This is a genomic window from Duganella sp. LjRoot269, from assembly GCF_964254095.1.
In the GTDB taxonomy this organism is placed as follows: domain Bacteria; phylum Pseudomonadota; class Gammaproteobacteria; order Burkholderiales; family Burkholderiaceae_D; genus Rugamonas; species Rugamonas hordei.
Genome location: NZ_CAXUSL020000001.1, coordinates 6,940,712 through 6,959,501, shown reverse-complemented (window position 1 = coordinate 6,959,501; position 18,790 = coordinate 6,940,712). Strand labels below are relative to the sequence as shown.

Annotated in this window: 16 protein-coding genes; 9 read left to right on the top strand and 7 right to left on the bottom strand. The window is 66.5% G+C overall.

The window, feature by feature from the left end:
- Nucleotides 1–11: 11 nt before the first annotated feature.
- From ACSQ3S_RS31100 to ACSQ3S_RS31085, 4 genes are all read left to right on the top strand, one after another.
- Nucleotides 12–656 (top strand): TetR/AcrR family transcriptional regulator, encoded by a 645-nt coding sequence (locus ACSQ3S_RS31100; RefSeq protein ID WP_436144779.1) that lies wholly within the window; start codon nt 12–14, stop codon nt 654–656.
- Between the two features lie 169 nt (nt 657–825).
- On the top strand, nt 826–1,479 hold the full coding sequence (locus ACSQ3S_RS31095) for a protein-L-isoaspartate O-methyltransferase family protein (RefSeq protein ID WP_176652209.1): 654 nt from the start codon (nt 826–828) through the stop codon (nt 1,477–1,479).
- A gap of 11 nt (nt 1,480–1,490) precedes the next feature.
- A complete protein-coding gene (locus ACSQ3S_RS31090; RefSeq protein WP_176652210.1) occupies nt 1,491–1,814 on the top strand; it encodes a rhodanese-like domain-containing protein in 324 nt (107 codons plus the stop codon).
- Between the two features lie 93 nt (nt 1,815–1,907).
- Nucleotides 1,908–3,227 (top strand): TolC family outer membrane protein, encoded by a 1,320-nt coding sequence (locus tag ACSQ3S_RS31085; RefSeq protein WP_176652211.1) that lies wholly within the window; start codon nt 1,908–1,910, stop codon nt 3,225–3,227.
- A gap of 27 nt (nt 3,228–3,254) precedes the next feature.
- On the opposite strand, the gene ACSQ3S_RS31080 is transcribed toward ACSQ3S_RS31085, so the two are convergent.
- From ACSQ3S_RS31080 to ACSQ3S_RS31070, 3 genes are all read right to left on the bottom strand, one after another.
- On the bottom strand, nt 3,255–5,801 hold the full coding sequence (locus ACSQ3S_RS31080) for a circularly permuted type 2 ATP-grasp protein (protein ID WP_436144778.1): 2,547 nt from the start codon (nt 5,799–5,801) through the stop codon (nt 3,255–3,257).
- A gap of 49 nt (nt 5,802–5,850) precedes the next feature.
- Entirely contained in the window at nt 5,851–9,195 is a 3,345-nt protein-coding gene (locus tag ACSQ3S_RS31075; protein ID WP_436144777.1) for a DUF2126 domain-containing protein, read from the bottom strand.
- Between the two features lie 223 nt (nt 9,196–9,418).
- Nucleotides 9,419–10,417 (bottom strand): transglutaminase-like domain-containing protein, encoded by a 999-nt coding sequence (locus ACSQ3S_RS31070; RefSeq protein ID WP_176652214.1) that lies wholly within the window; start codon nt 10,415–10,417, stop codon nt 9,419–9,421.
- A 208-nt stretch (nt 10,418–10,625) separates the two neighbouring features.
- Between ACSQ3S_RS31070 and ACSQ3S_RS31065 the strand changes: the two genes are divergently transcribed.
- Both ACSQ3S_RS31065 and ACSQ3S_RS31060 read left to right on the top strand, forming a co-directional pair.
- Nucleotides 10,626–11,360 (top strand): SDR family oxidoreductase, encoded by a 735-nt coding sequence (locus tag ACSQ3S_RS31065; protein WP_436144776.1) that lies wholly within the window; start codon nt 10,626–10,628, stop codon nt 11,358–11,360.
- 24 nt (nt 11,361–11,384) lie between these two features.
- Entirely contained in the window at nt 11,385–12,293 is a 909-nt protein-coding gene (locus ACSQ3S_RS31060) for an SDR family oxidoreductase (RefSeq protein ID WP_436144775.1), read from the top strand.
- Here the strand turns inward: ACSQ3S_RS31060 and gloA are convergent.
- The 4 genes from gloA to ACSQ3S_RS31040 are packed head-to-tail and all read right to left on the bottom strand — an operon-like array spanning nt 12,290 to nt 14,803.
- Entirely contained in the window at nt 12,290–12,697 is a 408-nt protein-coding gene (gene gloA, locus ACSQ3S_RS31055) for a lactoylglutathione lyase (RefSeq protein WP_413448199.1), read from the bottom strand. The genes ACSQ3S_RS31060 and gloA overlap by 4 nt on opposite strands.
- A gap of 59 nt (nt 12,698–12,756) precedes the next feature.
- Nucleotides 12,757–13,188, bottom strand: coding sequence for an OsmC family protein (locus tag ACSQ3S_RS31050; RefSeq protein ID WP_176652219.1), 432 nt, complete (start codon nt 13,186–13,188; stop codon nt 12,757–12,759).
- Nucleotides 13,189–13,200: 12 nt separating this feature from the next.
- Nucleotides 13,201–14,538 (bottom strand): PQQ-dependent sugar dehydrogenase, encoded by a 1,338-nt coding sequence (locus ACSQ3S_RS31045; RefSeq protein WP_436144774.1) that lies wholly within the window; start codon nt 14,536–14,538, stop codon nt 13,201–13,203.
- 13 nt (nt 14,539–14,551) lie between these two features.
- Nucleotides 14,552–14,803, bottom strand: a complete 252-nt coding sequence (locus tag ACSQ3S_RS31040) for a hypothetical protein (RefSeq protein ID WP_176652221.1) — start codon at nt 14,801–14,803, stop codon at nt 14,552–14,554.
- A 131-nt stretch (nt 14,804–14,934) separates the two neighbouring features.
- Between ACSQ3S_RS31040 and ACSQ3S_RS31035 the strand changes: the two genes are divergently transcribed.
- The 3 genes from ACSQ3S_RS31035 (at nt 14,935) to recN (ending at nt 18,705) form a co-directional block, all read left to right on the top strand.
- On the top strand, nt 14,935–15,981 hold the full coding sequence (locus tag ACSQ3S_RS31035) for a DUF3667 domain-containing protein (RefSeq protein ID WP_436144773.1): 1,047 nt from the start codon (nt 14,935–14,937) through the stop codon (nt 15,979–15,981).
- Between the two features lie 147 nt (nt 15,982–16,128).
- Nucleotides 16,129–17,037 (top strand): NAD kinase, encoded by a 909-nt coding sequence (locus tag ACSQ3S_RS31030; RefSeq protein WP_176652223.1) that lies wholly within the window; start codon nt 16,129–16,131, stop codon nt 17,035–17,037.
- A gap of 15 nt (nt 17,038–17,052) precedes the next feature.
- Complete coding sequence (gene recN, locus ACSQ3S_RS31025; RefSeq protein ID WP_436144772.1) at nt 17,053–18,705, top strand: DNA repair protein RecN; 1,653 nt, start codon at nt 17,053–17,055, stop codon at nt 18,703–18,705.
- Nucleotides 18,706–18,790 lie beyond the last annotated feature (85 nt).

The following is an 18,790-nucleotide window of genomic DNA, read 5'->3' as shown; positions in this document are numbered from 1 at the left end:
TAAAACCACCCATGCAAGCCCCTCAAGATACCAAGCCACGCTGGGAGCGGCGCAAGGATGCGCGGCCGCAGGAATTGCTGGCGGCGGCGCTGGAGCAGTTCGTCGAGCGCGGCTATGCCGGCACCCGTCTGGAAGACGTGGCCAAGCGCGCCGGCGTGTCCAAGGGCACGCTGTACCTGTATTTCGCCAACAAGGAAGAATTGTTCAAGGCCGTGGTGCGCGAGAACATCGTCCACGCGATCGGCGAGGCCGAGCAGGAGGCGGCCGTGTTCGAAGGCCCCAGCGGCGAGCTGCTGCGCGCCATCCTGATGAAGTGGTGGAACCAGATCTGTTCCACCCATCTGGCCGGCATCACCAAGCTGATGCTTGCCGAAGGCAACAACTTCCCCGAGCTGGCGCAGTTCTACAACGAAGACGTGGTCGCCCGCGGCAACGGCCTGATCGCCAGCGTGCTGGTGCGCGGCATCTCCCGCGGCGAGTTCCGCCCGGTCGATCCGGCCGTGATGACGCCGGTGCTGGTGGCGCCGGTGCTGATGCTGATGATGTGGACCCATTCCTTCATGCCGACCTGCGCGATGCCGGCTATCGATCCGCAAGCCTTCATGGCGACGCTGATCGACGTCACGCTGCGCGGCCTGGAAGTGGCCCCGGCGTGAGCCAGCCTGCCGTCATCACCGCCCAGCTTGCCATTTTGGTAGGTTCAACCCCCTTAAACTGCAGACTGTCGCAATTTCCCGCGAACCAGACCGTCATATCGTTAATATGTGCCTCGATGCCAGTTCAACGATAAAATGACGGATTATTTAATCCCGACTGAGTCTTAAGATGAATATCGAACAAGCCCGCTTCAACATGATCGAACAGCAAATCCGTCCTTGGGACGTCCTGGATCCGGAGGTTCTGGAGTTGCTGCTGGTAGTGAAACGCGAGAATTTCGTGCCGGCCGCGCACAAGGCGTTGGCGTTTGTCGACGCGGAAATCCCGCTGCCGGGCGGCGAGAACATGCTGATGCCGAAGGTGGAGGCGCGCCTGCTGCAGGACGTCAAGCTGAAGAAGCATGAGAACGTGCTGGAAATCGGCGCCGGCTCCGGCTACATGGCCGCGCTGCTGGCGTACAAGGCGCGTCATGTGACGACCGTGGAAATCTCGCCGGAGCTGAAGGCGCTGGCGGAAAAGAATTTGGCCGACAACGGCGTCACCAACGTGACCGTGGAACTGGGCAACGGCGCCCAGGGCTGGTCCAAGGGCGCGCCGTTCGACGTCATCGTGGTATCGGGCTCGTTGCCGGTGTTGCCGGAAGCGCTGCTGCAGCAACTGAACGTGGGCGGCCGCTTGGCGGTCATCATCGGCCAGGCGCCGGCGATGAAGGCACAGCTGATCACCCGTACCGGCGAAGCCGGCTACGACACGCGCACGCTGTTTGAAACCAGCGTCAAGCCGCTGCAGCTGGCGACGGCGGCCCCGGCCTTCGTGTTTTAAGCGGGCGGCGTATGCAGCAGATCACCGCCCTGGAACTGGCCGACTGGCTGGCAGACGATGCGCGGCCCAGCCCGATGTTGCTGGACGTGCGGGAAAATTGGGAATTCGAGACCTGCCGCATCGCCGGCTCGGTGCAGATCCCGATGAATACCATACCGGCGCGCATCGACGACCTGGATGAGGATGCGGCGATCGTCTGCATCTGCCACCACGGCGCGCGCAGCATGCAGGTGGCCGCCTTCCTGGAGCGTAACGGCTTCGGCAAGATGGTCAACCTGACCGGCGGCATCCACGCCTGGGCGCTGCAAGTCGACGGCACGATGGCCAAGTATTGAGATGCCGCGACGCTGAAATACACGGGCGCGGCGCAAAGGTAGCAGTGTTTTTGATTTGATCAACTTTTTTTGATGACTCCAACGGAGAATGCAATGCAGAGACCCCTTATCGCCGTGCTGATCGCCAGCGCCTTCTTGACGCTCAACGCACAGGCGGCCGACCTGATCCAGGTTTATCAGCAAGCGCTGGCCAATGACGCTACGTACGCCAGCGCCCGCTCGTCGCTGACCGCGGGCCAGGAACGGATCACCCAGGGGCGCTCCGGCCTGCTGCCGAGCATTTCGGCCAGCGGCAGCAATCTGCGCAACTCCGGCGACATCACCGGCCCCGATCCGGTCTTCGGCATCGTCACCAAATCCGACACCAGGTACCACACCAACGCCTACACGGTGCAGCTGTCCCAGCCGCTGTTCAACTGGGCCAACTGGCAGACCTACCAGCAGAGCAAGCTGGCGCAGGCCACCGCCGAAGCCACCTTCGCCCAGGCCCAGCAGGACCTGATCACCCGCGTGGCGCAAGCCTATTTCGACGTGCTGACGGCGCAGGACAACCTGACCTCGACCCAGGCGCAGAAAGTGGCGACCACCGAACAGCTGGCCTCGGCCAAACGCAACTTCGAAGTGGGCACCCAGACCATCACCGACACCCACGAAGCGCAAGCGGCGTACGACCTGGTGGTGGCGCAGGAGTTTGCCGCCATCAACGACCTGGACAACAAGCGCACCGCGCTGCGCGTGATCATCGGCCAGGAGCCGGGCGAACTGGCGCCGCTGCGCACCGGCGTGACGATCAACCCGCCGTCGCCGGCCGCGGTCGATCCATGGGTCAGCTCGGCTGAAGACCAGAACTACGCGGTGGTCGCCGCCAAGCTGAACGTGGAAATCGCCAAGCGCGAAATCGAGCGCAACCGCGCCAACCACATGCCGACGCTGAACCTGGTCGCCAGCTCCTCGCACAACGCGCAGACCGCCGGCCAGGCGATCAACAACAACGCCATCGGCGTCAGCTGGAACGTGCCCATCTTCAGCGGCTTCGCTGTCACCAGCAAGGTGCGCGAAACCATCGCGCTGGAAGACAAGGCCCGCAACGATCTGGAAGCAACCAAGCGCGCCGCCTCGCAAAACGCCCGTTCGGCCTACCTGGGCATGAACAGCGGCCTGGCGCAGGTCAAGGCGCTGGAAGCGGCGGAAGTGTCGAGCAAGTCGTCGCTGGATTCGAATAAGCTGGGCTACCAGGTCGGCGTGCGCATCAACATCGACGTGCTGAATGCCCAGAAGCTGCTGTACTCGACCCAGAAGGACTTGTCGAAGGCACGCTACGACACCATCATGAACGGCCTGCGCCTGAAGTCGGCGGCCGGTTCGCTGAAGGAAGACGACCTGGCGCCGGTCAACGCGCTGCTGGTCCATTAAGAACCAGTCCACGCGGGCCGGCGCCGTTCAGGCGGCCGGCTTGCCCGTGTGGCTGAAGAAGCGCACGCCTATCTGTTCCGACAGGGCTTGGCTGGCCAGGTCCAGGCGTTGCAGCAAGTCCAGCAGATAGGCGTTGCCGCCGTACAGATCGCTCTCCGGCGTGAGCGCCAGCAATTCCTCGTTGAGCGGTGCCAGCTTGTCCGCGCCGCAATCGCCGCTCGCTTCCCCCAACTGCGTCAGTGTTTTCAGGATGCCCTGTACCTGGAACACGATGGCGCGCGGATTGCTCTCGTCGAGCAGCAGCAGATCGAGCAGCGGCAGCCATTCCGGCTGCGCCTGGTAGCGCGAGCGGTAGGTGATGATGCTGTCCGATAGCTCCAGCAGCCATTCCAGCTTGCTGTCGTCGTCCGCGTCGACATCCATTTCCAGGCCGTGGCGCAGCACCTTGCACTGGAACTGCAGCCGTTCGAGACGGCGTCCCAGCGACAGGAAGCGCCAGCCGCGATCGCGGTTCATGCCGTCCAGCGCATAGCCGCTCATCAGCATCGATTTTTCCGCCGCGTCGTCGAGCAGGCTCATCGCTTCGGCCTGGGTTGGCTGCCGTTCTTCGTCGGCGCGCTGCGCCATCTTGTTGAGCGCACGCCAGTTGTCGAGCGACATGCGTTCGCGCAGCAGGCTGGCCGATTGATACAGCTGCTGCTGTTGCCGCGCCAGTCCGGGCACGTCGGTCGAGACCACCGCGCGCAGCAGGGCCGATTCGATCTCGGCGTCGCTCGGCGGCGCCGCTGCGGCCGCGGCCTGCGCCGGTGTCGCGGACGGCTCCGCCTCCGGCCGTTCGAGCAGCCCGAACCACGTGCACAAGGCGGTCATCGCCTGCCACTCGCGGCCGCGGTCGTCCGGCGGCACGTCGAACAGATAGGTCAGCGTGACCCGCAGCAGGCGGGCGATATCGTCGCAGCGCTCGGCGTGGCGGCCAAACCAGTGCAGGTTTTCCGCCACCCGGCTCGACAGGTGGGTGTCGTCGCGCACCAGGTCGCGGCGCACGCCGGCGGCCCGTTCCGGGTGCGACGGCGCGCCGGTCTGCGCGCGCGCCTGCACCCAGGTGTCCTTGCTGCCGCCGCCGTGCTGCATGGTGATGACGCGGGCGTCGGGGCCGGTGGCCACCCGCGTCAGCCCGCCCGGCATCACCACATAGCCCCTGGGCGTGGCGCAGGCAAACACCCGCAGGCCGGTGGCGCAGGGGTAGAGGCCGTCGGGCGCGCCGGATTTCCACACCGGCGCCTGCGACAGGCGCACCAGTTCCTGCGCCACGTACTGGTTGGGGGTGGCGCGCAGCTGAGCGATCAGCGCCTCGCGCGCGGCGCCCGCCAGGTCGGCGCCGAACACCGAGGCCTGGCGCATCTGCGGGAAGCTGGGCTTGACGACCAGCGTGTCGAGCTTGGCGACCACCTGTTCCAGCGCGCTGGGCTCGCCGCACCACCAGGTCGCCACCGACGGCATCTTCAGCGGCGTGCCCAGCAGGCGCTGGCACAGCGACGGCAGGAAGCCGAGCAGCGCGCCCGATTCCAGCAGGCTTGAACCGAGGCTGTTGGTGACCAGCACATTGCCACGGCGCACCGCCTCGGTCAGGCCGGCCACGCCCAGCGCGGAGTCGGAGCGCAATTCCAAAGGATCGCAAAAGTCGTCGTCGACGCGGCGCACGATCACGTGCACGCGCTGCATGCCGGACAGGGTCTTCATCCACACCATGTTGTTGCGCACCGTCAGGTCGCCGCCCTCGACCAGCGGCAAGCCCAGGTAGCGCGCCAGGTAGGCGTGCTCGTAATAGGTTTCGTTGTAGGGGCCGGGCGTGAGCAGCACCATCAGCGGCGGTTCGCCGGCGCGCAGCGGCGGGCCGCCGCCGTTGGCGGCGCAGTTGCGGCCCCAGGTCGCCAGGCTGGCGCGCATGGTGTCGAAAAAGCCGCCCAGGCTGCGCACCTTGAGGTCGCGCTGCAGGTCGGGAAAGATGCGCGAAATCACCGAGCGGTTTTCCAGCGCGTAGCCGGCGCCCGACGGCGCCTGCGTGCGGTCGCCGACCACCCACCAGCGGCCGTTGGGCGCGCGCGCCAGGTCCAGCGCATAGAAGTGCAGGGCGATGTCGCCCTGGTGGCGTATGCCCTGGCAGGGACGCAGGAAACCGGCGTGGCCGTGGATCAGGGCCGGCGGCAGCAAGCCCTCGGCCAGCAGGCGCTGCTCGCCGTAGACGTCGAGCAGTATGCGGTTGAGCAAGGTGGCGCGCTGCGCCACGGCGGCCTCGATCTCGGCCCATTCCTCGTGCGGCAGGATCAGCGGCAGCACGTTCAAGTCCCACGGGCGCTGCACACCCTTGGCGTCGGTGTAGACGTTGTAGGTGACGCCGTTCTCGCGCACCTGGCGCGCCACCGCCGCGATGCGCTCGCGCATCACGGCCGGCGCCTCGCCCCTCAGCCCGCCGAGCAGCGCGCGCCAGTGCGGGCGCGGCTGCCCGCTGGCGTCGAGCATTTCGTCGTAGGTGCCGGCGGCGGCGGGATAGCCCGCGAGTAATTGATCTAACATGGTGCCCATTCTGCCATATGGCTTCCGGCGTCCGATAGCGGGCGCACGCCTACGTCGGTTGCCAGCGCAAATCCAGGGTCATCGGGAAGCTGGGGTTCAGCGCCTCCTTGTACACCGTCATCGGCCCCGGCGTATGGCCGTGCGCCCAGAAGCGGGCGAAACGGCGCGCCTCGGCGGCGTTGGCGTTGACCGGTGAACCGCTCTCGGCGCGGCCGCCCGGATGCACCACGTGGTAGGTGCAGCCGCCGATGGCGCGGTTGCTCCAGGTATCGATCAGGTCGAACGTCAGCGGCGCCTGCACCCGTATCGTCGGATGCAGCGCCGACCACGGGCTCCACGCGCGGAAGCGCACGCCCGCCACATACTCGCCCGGCACGCCGGTCGGATGCAGCGGCAGCATGCGGCCGTTGCAGGACACCACATGGCGGCCGTCGGTCAGGCCGCGCACCAGCAGCTGCATCCGCTCGACCGACGAATCGACATAGCGCGCGGTGCCGCCGCCGCTCATTTCCTCGCCCAGCACGTGCCACGGTTCTATGGCCTGGCGCAATTCCATTTCGACGCCCTCGTACACCACGGTGCCGAAGCGCGGGAAACGGAATTCGATGAAGGGATCGAACCAGTGATCCTCGAAGGCGTAGCCGGCGTCGCGCAAATCGCGGGCGACGCCGCGGATATCCTGGGCCACGAAATGCGGCAGCATCCAGCGGTCGTGCAGCACCGTGCCCCAGTGCACCAGCTTGGCCTGGTAGGGCTGGCGCCAGAAGCGCGCCACCAGCGCCCGCAACAACAGCATCTGCAGCAGGCTCATACGCTCGTGCGGCGGCATCTCGAAGGCGCGGAACTCGACCAGGCCGAGGCGGCCGGTGGGGCCGTCCGGCGAATACAGCTTGTCGATCGAAAATTCCGAGCGGTGAGTATTGCCGGTCAGGTCGACCAGCAGGTTGCGCAGCAGGCGGTCGACCATCCATGGCCGGTCGCCCGGATGCATGGTGGGCAGTTGCTGGTCCATCTGCTGGAAGGCGATCGCCAGCTCGTATAGGTTGTCGTCGCGCGCTTCGTCGACGCGCGGCGCCTGGCTGGTCGGGCCGATGAAGGTGCCGGAAAACAGATACGACAGCGACGGGTGGTTTTGCCAGTAGGTGATCAGGCTTTTCAGCAGGTCGGGGCGGCGCAGCATCGGGCTGTCCTCCGCCGTGGCGCCGCCCAGGGTCGCGTGGTTGCCGCCGCCGGTGCCGGTGTGGCGGCCGTCGACCATGAATTTCTCGGTGCCGAGGCGGGTCAGGCGCGCCTCCTCGTACAGGGTCGACATGTTGTAGACCAGTTCCTTCCAGCTGGCGGCCGGATGGATGTTGACCTCGATCACGCCGGGATCGGGCGTCACGCTGAGCAGCTTGATGCGCGGATCGCGCGGCGGCGGATAGCCTTCCATCCACAGCTTGAGCTTGAGCAGCGCGGCGGTGTTCTCGACGGCGGCCACCAGCGCCAGGTAGTCCTCGATGCGTTGCATCGGCGGCATGAAGACATGCAGCCGGCCCGCGCGCACCTGCACGCACAGCGCCGTGTGGATGACGTCGCGCGGCGCCGGCGTGACCGGCGCCGCGCCGGCGTTTTTCTTGGCACCGTTCTCGGCGCCGAGGCCCAGCACCGGCCGGCGGTCGCGCTTGGGCACCGCCAGCGGTTCGCGCGGGGCGAAGGGATCGACCTCGAACTGCGGCTCCTCATCTTCCGGCATCACCCACGGCAGCGTGTTCAGCGGCAGCCGCAAGCCCATCGGCGAATCGCCGTCGATCAGGTACAGGTGTTCGCGCCGCAGCGGCCAGGGCGAGGTGCGCCAGACGGTGCCGCCGATGCCGATCGCGCCGGCGGCCGGCTCCTCGGCCTTCAGCGGCAGCACATAGCCGACCACCGTGCCCAGTCCCGTCTGCAGCAGGCGCGCCAGGCGGCGCCGCTCGTCGGGCGAGTCCAGGTCGGCCTTCAGCGGATCCAGGTTGACCGGCATGCCCTGCTCGCGCTGCGCCTGCTGCGCCACGTCCTCGTAGGCGGGAATCGCGCTGCCGGCCGGCAGGCGCAGCGCCCGCGCCAGCGCCGCGCAAAAGCGGTCGGCCTCGTCGGGGCCGTAGCCGTCGTCGACGTTTTCGTCGGAGAACAGGGTGGCGTCCAGCCACATCGGCTGGCCGTCGACGCGCCAGTAGATGTTCAGCGCCCAGCGCGGCAGCGGTTCGCCCGGATACCATTTGCCCTGGCCGTAATGCAGCATGCCGCCCGGCGCGAAATGGTTCTTCAGACGATGCATCAGCTCGCCGGCCAGCCTGCGCTTGTCGGCGCCGTGCGCCTCGGTGTTCCACTGCGCGCCGTCCATGTCGTCGATCGATACGAAGGTCGGCTCGCCGCCCTGCGTCAGGCGCACGTCCTGCTGCTTGAGGTCGGCGTCCACCTGCTGGCCGAGCTGGTCGATCTTGCGCCAGTCGTCCTCCGAATACGGCTTGGTCACGCGCGGGTCTTCGTGGATGCGGGTGATCGTCATCTCGTGATGGAAGGTGACCTCGGCCTTGTCGGTGAAGCCGGTGACCGGCGCCGCCGACGAGGGCTGCGCGGTGCAGGCCAGCGGGATGTGGCCTTCGCTGGCCAGCATGCCCGAGGTCGGGTCGAGCCCGATCCAGCCCGCGCCCGGCACATACACCTCGGCCCAGGCGTGCAGGTCGGTGAAGTCGACGCTGGTGCCGCTGGGGCCGTCGAGCGCCTGCTGGTCGGCGCGCAGCTGGATCAGGTAGCCGGACACGAAACGCGCGGCCAGCCCCATCTCGCGCAGGATCTGCACCAGCAGCCAGCCGCTGTCGCGGCAGGAGCCCGAACGTTTTTCCAGCGTCTGCTCGGGCGTCTGCACGCCCGGCTCCATGCGCAGCAGGTAGCCGATATCGCCCTGCAGGCGCTGGTTGATGGCCACCAGGAAGTCGTTGGTGCCCATCTTTTCCTTCAGCAGGTCGGCGCGGGCGGCCTCGACCCAGGCGGTCTGCAGCGCGCCGGGCGGCTCGCTCTGCAGATACGGGCCGAGTTCGGCGCGCAGCTGTTCCGGATAGGCGAAGGGGAATTGCTCGGCGTATTTTTCAACGAAGAAGTCGAAGGGATTAATCACCGTCATGTCGGCCACCAGGTCGACGGTGAATTCCAGCCGGTCGGCCTTTTCAGGGAACACAAAGCGGCCGATGTAATTGCCGTAGGGGTCCTGCTGCCAGTTGATGAAGTGCTGCTCCGGCGCGACCGTCAGCGAATACGACAGGATGGGCGTGCGCGCATGGGGGGCCGGGCGCAAGCGGACTTCGTGGGGCGAAAGCGCAACCAGGCGGTCGTAGCTGTAGCTGGTTTTGTGGTGCAACGCGACACGGATAGCCATACGGTGAGCTTCTTTCTCTGGTGTGGAGACACGGCGGCGCGGGAGGTGCCCGGAGCGCGGATATCACAGCACTAAGCAGAAAGCATGCCATTGGCACAAGGTGGAAAGGCGGCGGGGCGGGGTTCCGGGCCGCCGCCGCACCGCGCCGGCGCACGGCGCCATCGTCGCGATGCCCCAGCCCGGTGCGCTGCGCACTGCGCCGGGGCCGGCCGAACTGGACGGACTAGACGGGCTGTCCGGGCAGCGGGACCGGCGTCTGCATCTGGCCCGGCGGCTGGGCGGCGGGCTGCGGCTGCGCTGGCGGCTGCGCCGGCGTCAGCGGCGTGACGGTGACATTGACCTGCAGCTCCTGGGCGCCGCCGCCCAGCACCACGCCGCGCATCGGCGTGACGTCGCTGAAATCGCGGCCCCAGCCGATGGTGATGTGTTCGCGCTGCACCAGGCAGCGGTTGGTCGGATCGAAATCGACCCAGCCCAGTTCCGGGCAAAATACCGACACCCAGGCGTGCGAGGCGTCGGCGCCGATCAGGCGCGGCTGGCCCTCGGGCGGATGGGTCTGCAGATAGCCGCTGACATAGCGCGCGGGCAAACCGAGGCTGCGCAGGCCGCCTATCATCAGTTGCGCGAAATCCTGGCATACGCCGCGGCGCCCGGCCAGCACCTGTTCCAGCGGCGTGGAGATATCGGTGGCGCCGCCGTCGAATTCAAAGTCGTCGAAGATGCGCTCGGTCAGTTCCATCGCGGCGTCCAGCAGCGGCCGGCCCGGCGTGAAGCTGGGCTGGGCGTAGTCGCGCAGCGCGGCCGTCCAGCGCACGTGCGGCGACTCGTACAGATAGCGGCCGGCATCGAGCATGTCGGCCTGGCGCGATTGTTTCAGCAGGTCGCGCAGGGATTCCCAGGGCAGGGAACCGCGTATGCCAGTGGAATCGGGGCGCGGCCCCAGCGCCACGGTCGATTCGGCGCGCACAAGCAGCATTTTGTGCGGCGTGGTGATCGTCAGGCGGCGGATGTTGTTGCCGAAATAATCCTGGCTGTCGGCGCTGTCGTCCGGCGCCGGATCGATCAGCAAATGATGGGTTTCAGTCTTCTGGAACGGCAGGTCGCGCGGAGTCAGGTGCAGCAGCTGTTGCGACAGCGTCACCATGTTTTGATAGCTGTACCGGGTTTCGTGCACCACGTTGTAGCGCCATTGTGGCGTGGCCGGCGCCAAGGGGGAATTCATCAAATTGTGCTCCAGATCGCCCCGAGTATCGGGGATTTGCCGACGTAATGTAGCACGCCGGGGCAAGGCAGGGGGGCTGACGGGCGTGTGTCGCGCGGGCGTGATTATTATTGAAAATTGCATACTTAAAGCAATTTTGATGGGTTTATTCATTTTTGATGGCGAGTGATACTTCTTTCACACCAACCTCTCATTGAAGGAGTACTACATGAAACAAGTTGCCATCGTTACCGGCGCCTCCCGCGGCATCGGCGCCGCCATCGCCCAACGCCTGGCCAGAGACGGCTACGCGGTCGTCGTCAACTACGCCGGCAATGCCGCCGAAGCCGACAAGGTGGTCGGCGCCATCGCCGGCGCAGGCGGCACCGCCATCGCCATCCAGGCCGACGTCGCCGACCCGGCCGCCGTGCGCGCCATGTTCGACGCGGCCATCGCGCAACTGGGCCGCGTCGATGTGCTGGTCAACAACGCCGGCATCATGCCGCCGGCGCTGCCGCACTTGGCCGACACCGACGACCAGACCTTCGACCGCCTGTTCTCGGTCAACGTCAAAGGCAGTTTCAACACGATGCGTGCAGCTGCCGCCAAGCTGCAACACGGCGGTCGCATCATCAATTTCTCCACCAGCATGATCGGCCTGGCGCTGCCCGGCTACGCGATCTACGCCGCCACCAAAGGGGCGATCGAGGTCATGACCAACATCCTGGCCAAGGAGCTGCGCGGCAGGAACATCTCGGTCAACGCCGTCGCGCCGGGGCCGACCGCCACCGCGCTGTTCCTGGACGGTAAAACCCCGGAAACGATAGAGCGCATGTCGAAAATGGCGCCGCTGGAACGCCTGGGCCAGCCGGAAGACATCGCCGCCGCCGTGTCCTTCCTGGCCGGCCAGGATGGCGGCTGGATCAACGGCCAGACGCTGCGCGCCAACGGCGGCCTGGTTTAACCCGTACGCATCCAGGAGAACATCATGAACAAATCCATCGTCCTCGTTACCGGTGCGGGCACCGGCATTGGCCATCTGTCGGTGAAGGCGCTGGCGCTGGCCGGCCACTCGGTCTACGCGTCGATGCGCGACATCGCCGGCCGCAACGCCGCCAAGGTGCGCGAGTTGCGCGACTGGGCCTTCGCCCACGGCGCCGACGTGCGCGCCGTCGAACTCGATGTGCTGTCGCAGGCGTCCGCCGATGCGGCTGTGGCCACCATCGTCGCCGAGCGCGGCCGGCTGGACGCGGTGGTCCACAACGCCGGCCACCTGGTGATCGGCCCGACGGAAGCGTTCACGCCGGAAGAAATCAGCCGCGTGTTCGACACCAACTTCCTCGGCACCCAGCGCGTCAACAAGGCGGTGCTGCCGGTGATGCGGGGCCAGCAGCAGGGGCTGGTGCTGTGGGTCAGCAGCACGACGGCGCGCGGCGGCTTTCCGCCGTTCCTGGGGCCGTACGCCGCGGCCAAGGCCGCGATGGATTCGATCGCCGTGACGATGGCCTACGAGCTGTCGCGCTTCAATATCGAGACCTCGATCGTGGTGCCGGGCGCCTTCACCGCCGGCACCGACCACTTTGCCAACGCCGGCAAGCCGGCCGACGCGGCGACCAGCGCGGCGTATGCCCGTTACGACGGCTTGATGGACCAGGTCGGCGCGCGGCTGAGCGAGCTGATGCCGCCGGAAGCCGATCCGGCGGCGGTGGCGGCCGACATCGCCCGCATCGTCGGCCTGCCGCACGGCACGCGTCCGTTCCGCTCGATCACCGACTTCATCGACGACGGCGCCACGGCGGTGACCGAAGTGGCCGAGCGGGTGCGCGTGGAGTTCGCCGAGCGCATCGGCATCGCCGACCTGCTCAAGCCAGGCCTGGTCAAAGCCGCATCTGATTAAAGGCCGGCGCCCTGGCCGTCGAAGCTGCGCTCGATCAGCTCGATCTTGTAGCCGTCCGGGTCCGTGACGAAGGCGATCACCGTGGTGCCGCCCTTGACCGGGCCCGGTTCGCGCGTGACGGCGCCGCCGTTGGCCTTGACGGCCTCGCAGGCGCTGACGATGTTGTCGGCCGAGATGGCGATGTGGCCGTAGGCGGTGCCCATGTCGTAGCTGGTGGTGCCGTAGTTATAGGTCAGCTCCAGCTCCGCGTGGTCCGGATTGGCGCCGTAGCCGAGGAAGGCCAGCGTATATTTGTACTCCGGGTTGTCGCTGGTGCGCAGCAGTTTCATGCCGAGCACCTTGGTGTAGAAATCGATCGAGCGCTGCAGGTCGCCGACCCGCAGCATGGTGTGCAAGATACGCATAGTGGTCTTTCGTGATGGACGGATAAACCGGGATTCTATGCGTTTTGCGGCAATCCTGCTCAGGCCTCCAGCCGCGCGTCCAGCGTGATGTTGGCGTTCAGCAGTTTCGACACGGGGCAATTCAGCTTCGCCTTCAGCGCCGCTTCCTCGAACGCTTTCTGGTCGGCGCCGGGAATGGTGGCCACCAGCGACAGGTGCACGTCGGTGATGGCAAAGCCGCCGTCGATCTTGTCCAGCGTCACGGTGGCGCTGGTGGACAGCTGTTTGGCCGTCATGCCCGCCTCGGCCAGGACGCCCGACAGCGCCATCGTGAAGCAGCCGGCATGGGCGGCGCCGATCAGCTCTTCCGGGTTGGTGCCGGGGCCGTCTTCGAAGCGGCTGTGGAAGCCGTACTCGACGTTATCGAGCACGCCGCTCTGTGTGGAAATCTTGCCGCCGCCGTCTTTCAGGCCGCCGCTCCAGACTGCTGAACCTGTATGTTTAGTGCTCATGATGGTCTATCCTTATTTACTTGCAGTGGTGGCCGAAGCCGAGGGCGCTACGCGCCAAATGATATTGCCGACATCGTCCGCGACCAGCAGCGCGCCCTGCTTGTCGAGCGCCACGCCGACCGGTCGTCCGTGCGCCTTGCCGTCGCCGGCAAGGAAGCCGGCCAGGAAATCCTGCGGCGGCCCGGAAGGCATGCCGTTGCTGAACGGGATGAACACCACCTTGTAGCCGCTGGCCGGCTTGCGGTTCCACGAGCCATGCTGGCCGATGAACACGCCGCCCTGGTAGCTGGCCGGGAACAGCCTGGCGTCATAGAAGGCCAGGCCCAGCGAGGCGGTGTGGCCGCCCAGCGCGTAGTCGGGGGCGATGGCCTTGGCCACCAGCTCCGGCTTCTGCGGCGAGACGCGGCTGTCCACGTGCTGGCCGAAATAGCTGTACGGCCAGCCGTAAAAGCCGCCTTCCTTCACCGACGTCATGTAGTCCGGCACCAGGTCGTTGCCCAGTTCGTCGCGCTCGTTGACGGTGGTCCACAGCATTTTGGTCTTCGGCTCCCAGCCCATGCCGTTGGCGTTGCGCAGGCCGGTGGCGTACAGGCGCGATTTGCTGGTGGCCAGTTCCAGCTGCCAGATGGCGGCGCGGCCGGCCTCCTGGTCGATGCCGTTCTCGCCGACGTTGCTGTTGGAGCCCACCGTCACGTACAGGTATTTGCCGTCCGGGCTGGCGATGACGTTCTTGGTCCAGTGGTGGTTGATGGTGCCGGCCGGCAGGTCCATCACCTTGACGCCGCTGGCATTGATCGAGGTCGCGCCTTCCTGGTACGGGAAGCGCAGGATGGCGTCGGTGTCGGCCACGTACAGGTTGTTGCCGACCAGCGCCATGCCGAACGGCGAGTTCAGGCCCTTGATGAACACGGTGCGGCTTTGCGCCGCGCCGTTGGCGTCGATCCCGCGCAGCAGCGTGATGCGGTTGGCCGTCTCGGTCACCGCGCCCGCCTTCTTCATTTCATGTTTCATGATCGCGCCCTTGATGCCCTTGCCGTCGTCCGGCTTGGGCGGGGCGTTGGTCTCGGCCACCAGCACGTCGCCGTTCGGCAGCGTGTAGATCCAGCGCGGGTGATCGAGGCCCCGCGCATAGGCCGTCACGCCGAAGCCGGCCGGCGCGCGCGGCTGGTCCTGGCCTTTCCATGGATCGACCGGCGCCACGTTGACGGTCGGGATCAGCGAGCGCTCCGGCTCCGGCAGCGCCGGATTGGGGCCGAAGCCGGCGGGGTAGCTTTGCGCCAGCACCAGAGCCGGCATCAGCGCCAGCAGGGCGGCGCTCATCGCCGTCGCGCTCATCGTCTTCAATTGCATGCGGTATCTCCGGTTAGTCTTTTTTTGTGCCGGCCTGCGGCCGCGCCGTGGCTTCGCGCGGGACGGGCGTCTTCACGTGCTCGACGCCGGGCTGGTTGTGCAGGTCGGTGTCCACCATGCCGCTGTCGACGTCGGCGGCGGCCTGTTTGATGACGCTGCGCGGCCTGGGATCTTGCGCGTCGGGCGATTCGTCGCGTTCGTGCGGCATGCGCTCGACGCCGTCGTTCTTGACCTTGGCGTCGGTATTGACCTTGGTATCTTTCATGTCTGCGCTCCTCGCATCGTTGTAAAGTCATCTTAGCGGGTCGCTGTTATCACAGTCGCCACATTGAATTCTGACAACTACCAGGCGATCTCGTTTATCATTTAGACACTTTTTATTCACCGGGATTTTGCATGAGCACTGCCGTCCACGCGTCGTCGGAAAACTGTCCTAATTGCGAGGCGGTCGTCAGCGGCCATTTCTGCTCGAACTGCGGCCAGGAAGCCTTCCTGCACCACGCCAGCACGCGCGAGTTCCTGCATGAGTTCGTCGGCCATTACGTGGCGCTGGAGGGCAAGCTGTGGGGCACGGTGATGCGGCTGCTGTTCCGTCCCGGCGCGCTGACGCTGGAATACATCAAGGGCCGCCGCGTGCGCTTCGTGCAGCCGCTGCGGCTGTACCTGACCTTGAGCCTGATTTTCTTCGCGCTGCTGAAGTTCACCGGGTCCTTCGTTCCCGTCACTGTCGGAGACGACGCCAGGCGGGAAGCGGAGGCGGGCAAGGTGACGGCGGCGACTGCCGGCCAGGCGGCCAAGGCGCAGGCCGCAGTGGCGGAGACGCTCAAGCCGCTGACGCCGGAGCAGGCGAGCGGCAAGGCCGCCGCCGAAGCGGCCGCCGCCGACATGCAGAAGGATTTCAAGCCCGATGCTCGCAGGGCCGCCGGCAAGGACAAGGCGGAAACGGACGACGACGACAACTCCATCATCAACCTGTTCGACAAGGACGCCAGATTCCTCGACAACTGGCCCACGCTGCAGCACCAGTACCGCGCGTTTGAGAAGCTGCCGGGCAGCGAGCAGACCAAGGTGTTCAAGGACGGTTTCTATCACTACGCGCCGTACGCGATCTTCTGCCTGATGCCGGTGTTCGCGATGATCCTCAAGGTGCTGTACCTGGGCTCGGGCCGGCGCTTCGGCGAGCACCTGCTGTTCGCGCTGCACACCAACGCCTTCGCCTATTTCATCTTCTCGGTGTTCCTGCTGGTGCCCATCACGCCGGTCCGGCTGCTGCTGTGGTGCTGGCTGCTCGGCTACCTGCCGTGGGCGATGCGGCGCGTGTACCTGAGCAGCCGCTGGGGCGTGTTTCTGCGCTGGAGCACGCTGATGCTGATCTACTCGATCTGCATCATCCTGGCCGTGACGCTGTCCATGTTGGGCGGAATCATGACGATCGGCCACTAAAGCCGCCGGGATCCTTGCGGTCTGGCCCGGCGCGCACTATACTGCGCAAAATACTGTTTAAATGTACAGTTGTGAGGAATGGCGAAAGCCCGCTTTATGGGTTACCCTGCTGCGTGTTGCCGACCTCACCTTTTTGCCGAGATTTTTATGACCGCCACGCACGCCGTTTATCAAACCATCGCACTGGTCGTGCGCCCGAATACCGACGGCATCGCCGAGGCGGTGGGCAGCGTGGTCGGGTTCCTGCAGCGGGAAGGTTACGACGTGGTGTTCGAAGAGCAGACCGCCACCCACCTGGAGCGGGTGCCGGCCGGCGTGCGGGTGATGGGCGCCTCCGAAATCGGCGCCCACTGCGACGCCGCCATCGTCATGGGCGGCGACGGCACCATGCTCGGCATCGCGCGCCAGCTGGCGCCGTTCGACGTGCCGCTGATCGGCATCAACCAGGGCCGTCTCGGCTTCATGACCGACATTCCGCTCGAAGGCATGCTCGACGTGCTGGCCAAGATCCTCGGCGGCAGCTACAAGGCCGAGCGCCGCACCCTGCTCGAAGGGCGGGTGCTGCGCGATGGCGAAATCATGCACGTCGGCCTGGCCGTCAATGACGTCGTGGTGGCGCGCGGCGCCGGCGCCGGCATGGCCGAGCTGCGGGTCGACGTCGACGGCCACTTCATGTACAACCAGCGCTCCGACGGCCTGATCATCTCGACGCCGACCGGCTCCACCGCGTACGCGCTGTCGGCCGGCGGGCCGCTGCTGCACCCCAGCCTGGGCGGCATCGTGCTGGTGCCGATCGCGCCGCATGCGCTGTCGAACCGGCCCATCGTGCTGCCCGAGTCGAGCGAGATCGTCATCGAGATCGTGCGCGGGCGCGACATCAGCGTCAACTTCGACATGCAGACCTTCGCCAGCCTGCAGGGGCAGGACCGGATCGTGATCCAGCGCTCGCCGCACGCGATCACCTTCCTGCATCCCGAAGACTGGAGCTACTACAACACGCTGCGCGAAAAGCTGCACTGGAATGAATATCCTTCCGGCGAAGGCAAACTCAATTAACCTCACCAGGCATCCATGCTCCGTACCCTGTCCATCCGCGATTTCGTCATCGTCGACTCCATCGAACTGGAATTCTCCGCCGGCTTCTCCGTCTTCACCGGCGAGACCGGGGCCGGCAAATCGATCCTGATCGATGCGCTGACCTTGGCGCTGGGCGGACGTGGCGACGCCAGCGTGGTGCGCGAGGGCGCTGCCAAGGCCGACATCACGGCCGATTTCGCGCTCAGCGAGCAGGCGCGCGACTGGCTGGCGGCCAACGAGTTCGCGGTGGAGGAGGGCGGCGCGCTGCTGCGCCGCGTGATCGACAACGCCGGCCGCAGCAAGGCCTACATCAACGGCATTGCGGCGACGGCGGCGCAGCTGCGCGAGATCGGCGACATGCTGGTCGACATCCACGGTCAGCACGCGCACCAGTCGCTGATGAAGACCGAGGCGCAGCGCGTGCTGCTCGACGGCCAGGCCGGCGCGCAGGGCGATGTCAAAGCGGTGACGCTGGCGTACAAGGCGTGGCGCGCGCTGTCTAAGCAGCTGGAGGAATTCGAGACCAACGCGGCCAACGTGCTGTATGAGCGCGAGCGCCTGGAGTGGCAGGTCAACGAGCTGGAAAAACTGGCCGTCAAGCCGGGCGAGTGGGCCGAGGTGACCAATGAGCAGAGCCGCCTGTCGCACGCCGCCAGCCTGCTGGAGGGCGCGCAGGAAGCGCTGACGGTGATTTCGGAAGCGGAGGAGCATCCGGTGCTGTCGCAGCTGTCGTCGCTGAACCAGAAGCTGGGCAAGCTGGCCGGCATCGATACGGGGCTGCAGGCGATCGTCGACCTGATCGAGCCGGCGCGCATCCAGCTGCAGGAAGCCGTGTATGCGCTCAACGATTATCTCGACCGCGTGGACCTGGACCCCGAACGTCTGCGCAAGGTCGAGGCGCGCATGGATGCGATCCACTCGGCCGCGCGCAAGTTCCGCATCACCGAGGAGCAGTTGCCGGAAGAGACGGTGAAGCTGGCGGAGCGGCTGGCGCAGATCGCCGACGCCAGCGACATCGAAGGCCTGCGCAAGCAGGAAGAGAAGCTCAAGGCCGCCTACATGGAGCAGGCCAAACGCCTGTCCGGCACGCGCGCCAAGGCCGCCCGCCTGCTGGGCGAAGCGGTCACCAAGGCGATGCAGGAATTGAATATGACGGGCGGCTGTTTCGAAGTCGCGCTGAATGCGGGCGAGCCCAGCGCGCATGGGCTGGAGCAGGTCGAGTTCCTGGTGGCCGGCCATGCGGGCGTGGCGCCGCGGCCGTTGGCCAAGGTGGCCTCGGGCGGCGAACTGGCGCGCATCTCGCTGGCGATCTCGGTGATCACCTCCAACGCCACCACCACGCCGACCCTGATCTTCGACGAAGTCGACAGCGGCATCGGCGGCGGCGTGGCCGAGGTGGTGGGGCGGCTGCTGCGCCGGCTGGGGCAGGAACGCCAGGTGCTGTGCGTGACCCACCTGCCGCAGGTGGCCAGCCAGGCCGGCCAGCACTTCCAGGTGGCCAAGAGCACGCTGGCCAGCGGCAAGACCGCGTCCCGCATCGACGTGCTGGACGCCAAGGCCCGCGTCGAGGAAGTGGCGCGCATGCTGGGCGGCCTGGAAATCACCGCCACCACCCGCAAGCACGCCCGGGAGCTGCTGGCCTCTTGAATCGGTTTCGAAAGCTCTCATAGTGGCTAATTATTCCGATGGAGGTTACCAGCCATGACAACCAAGAAGAGAGAGCAGCAGTGCC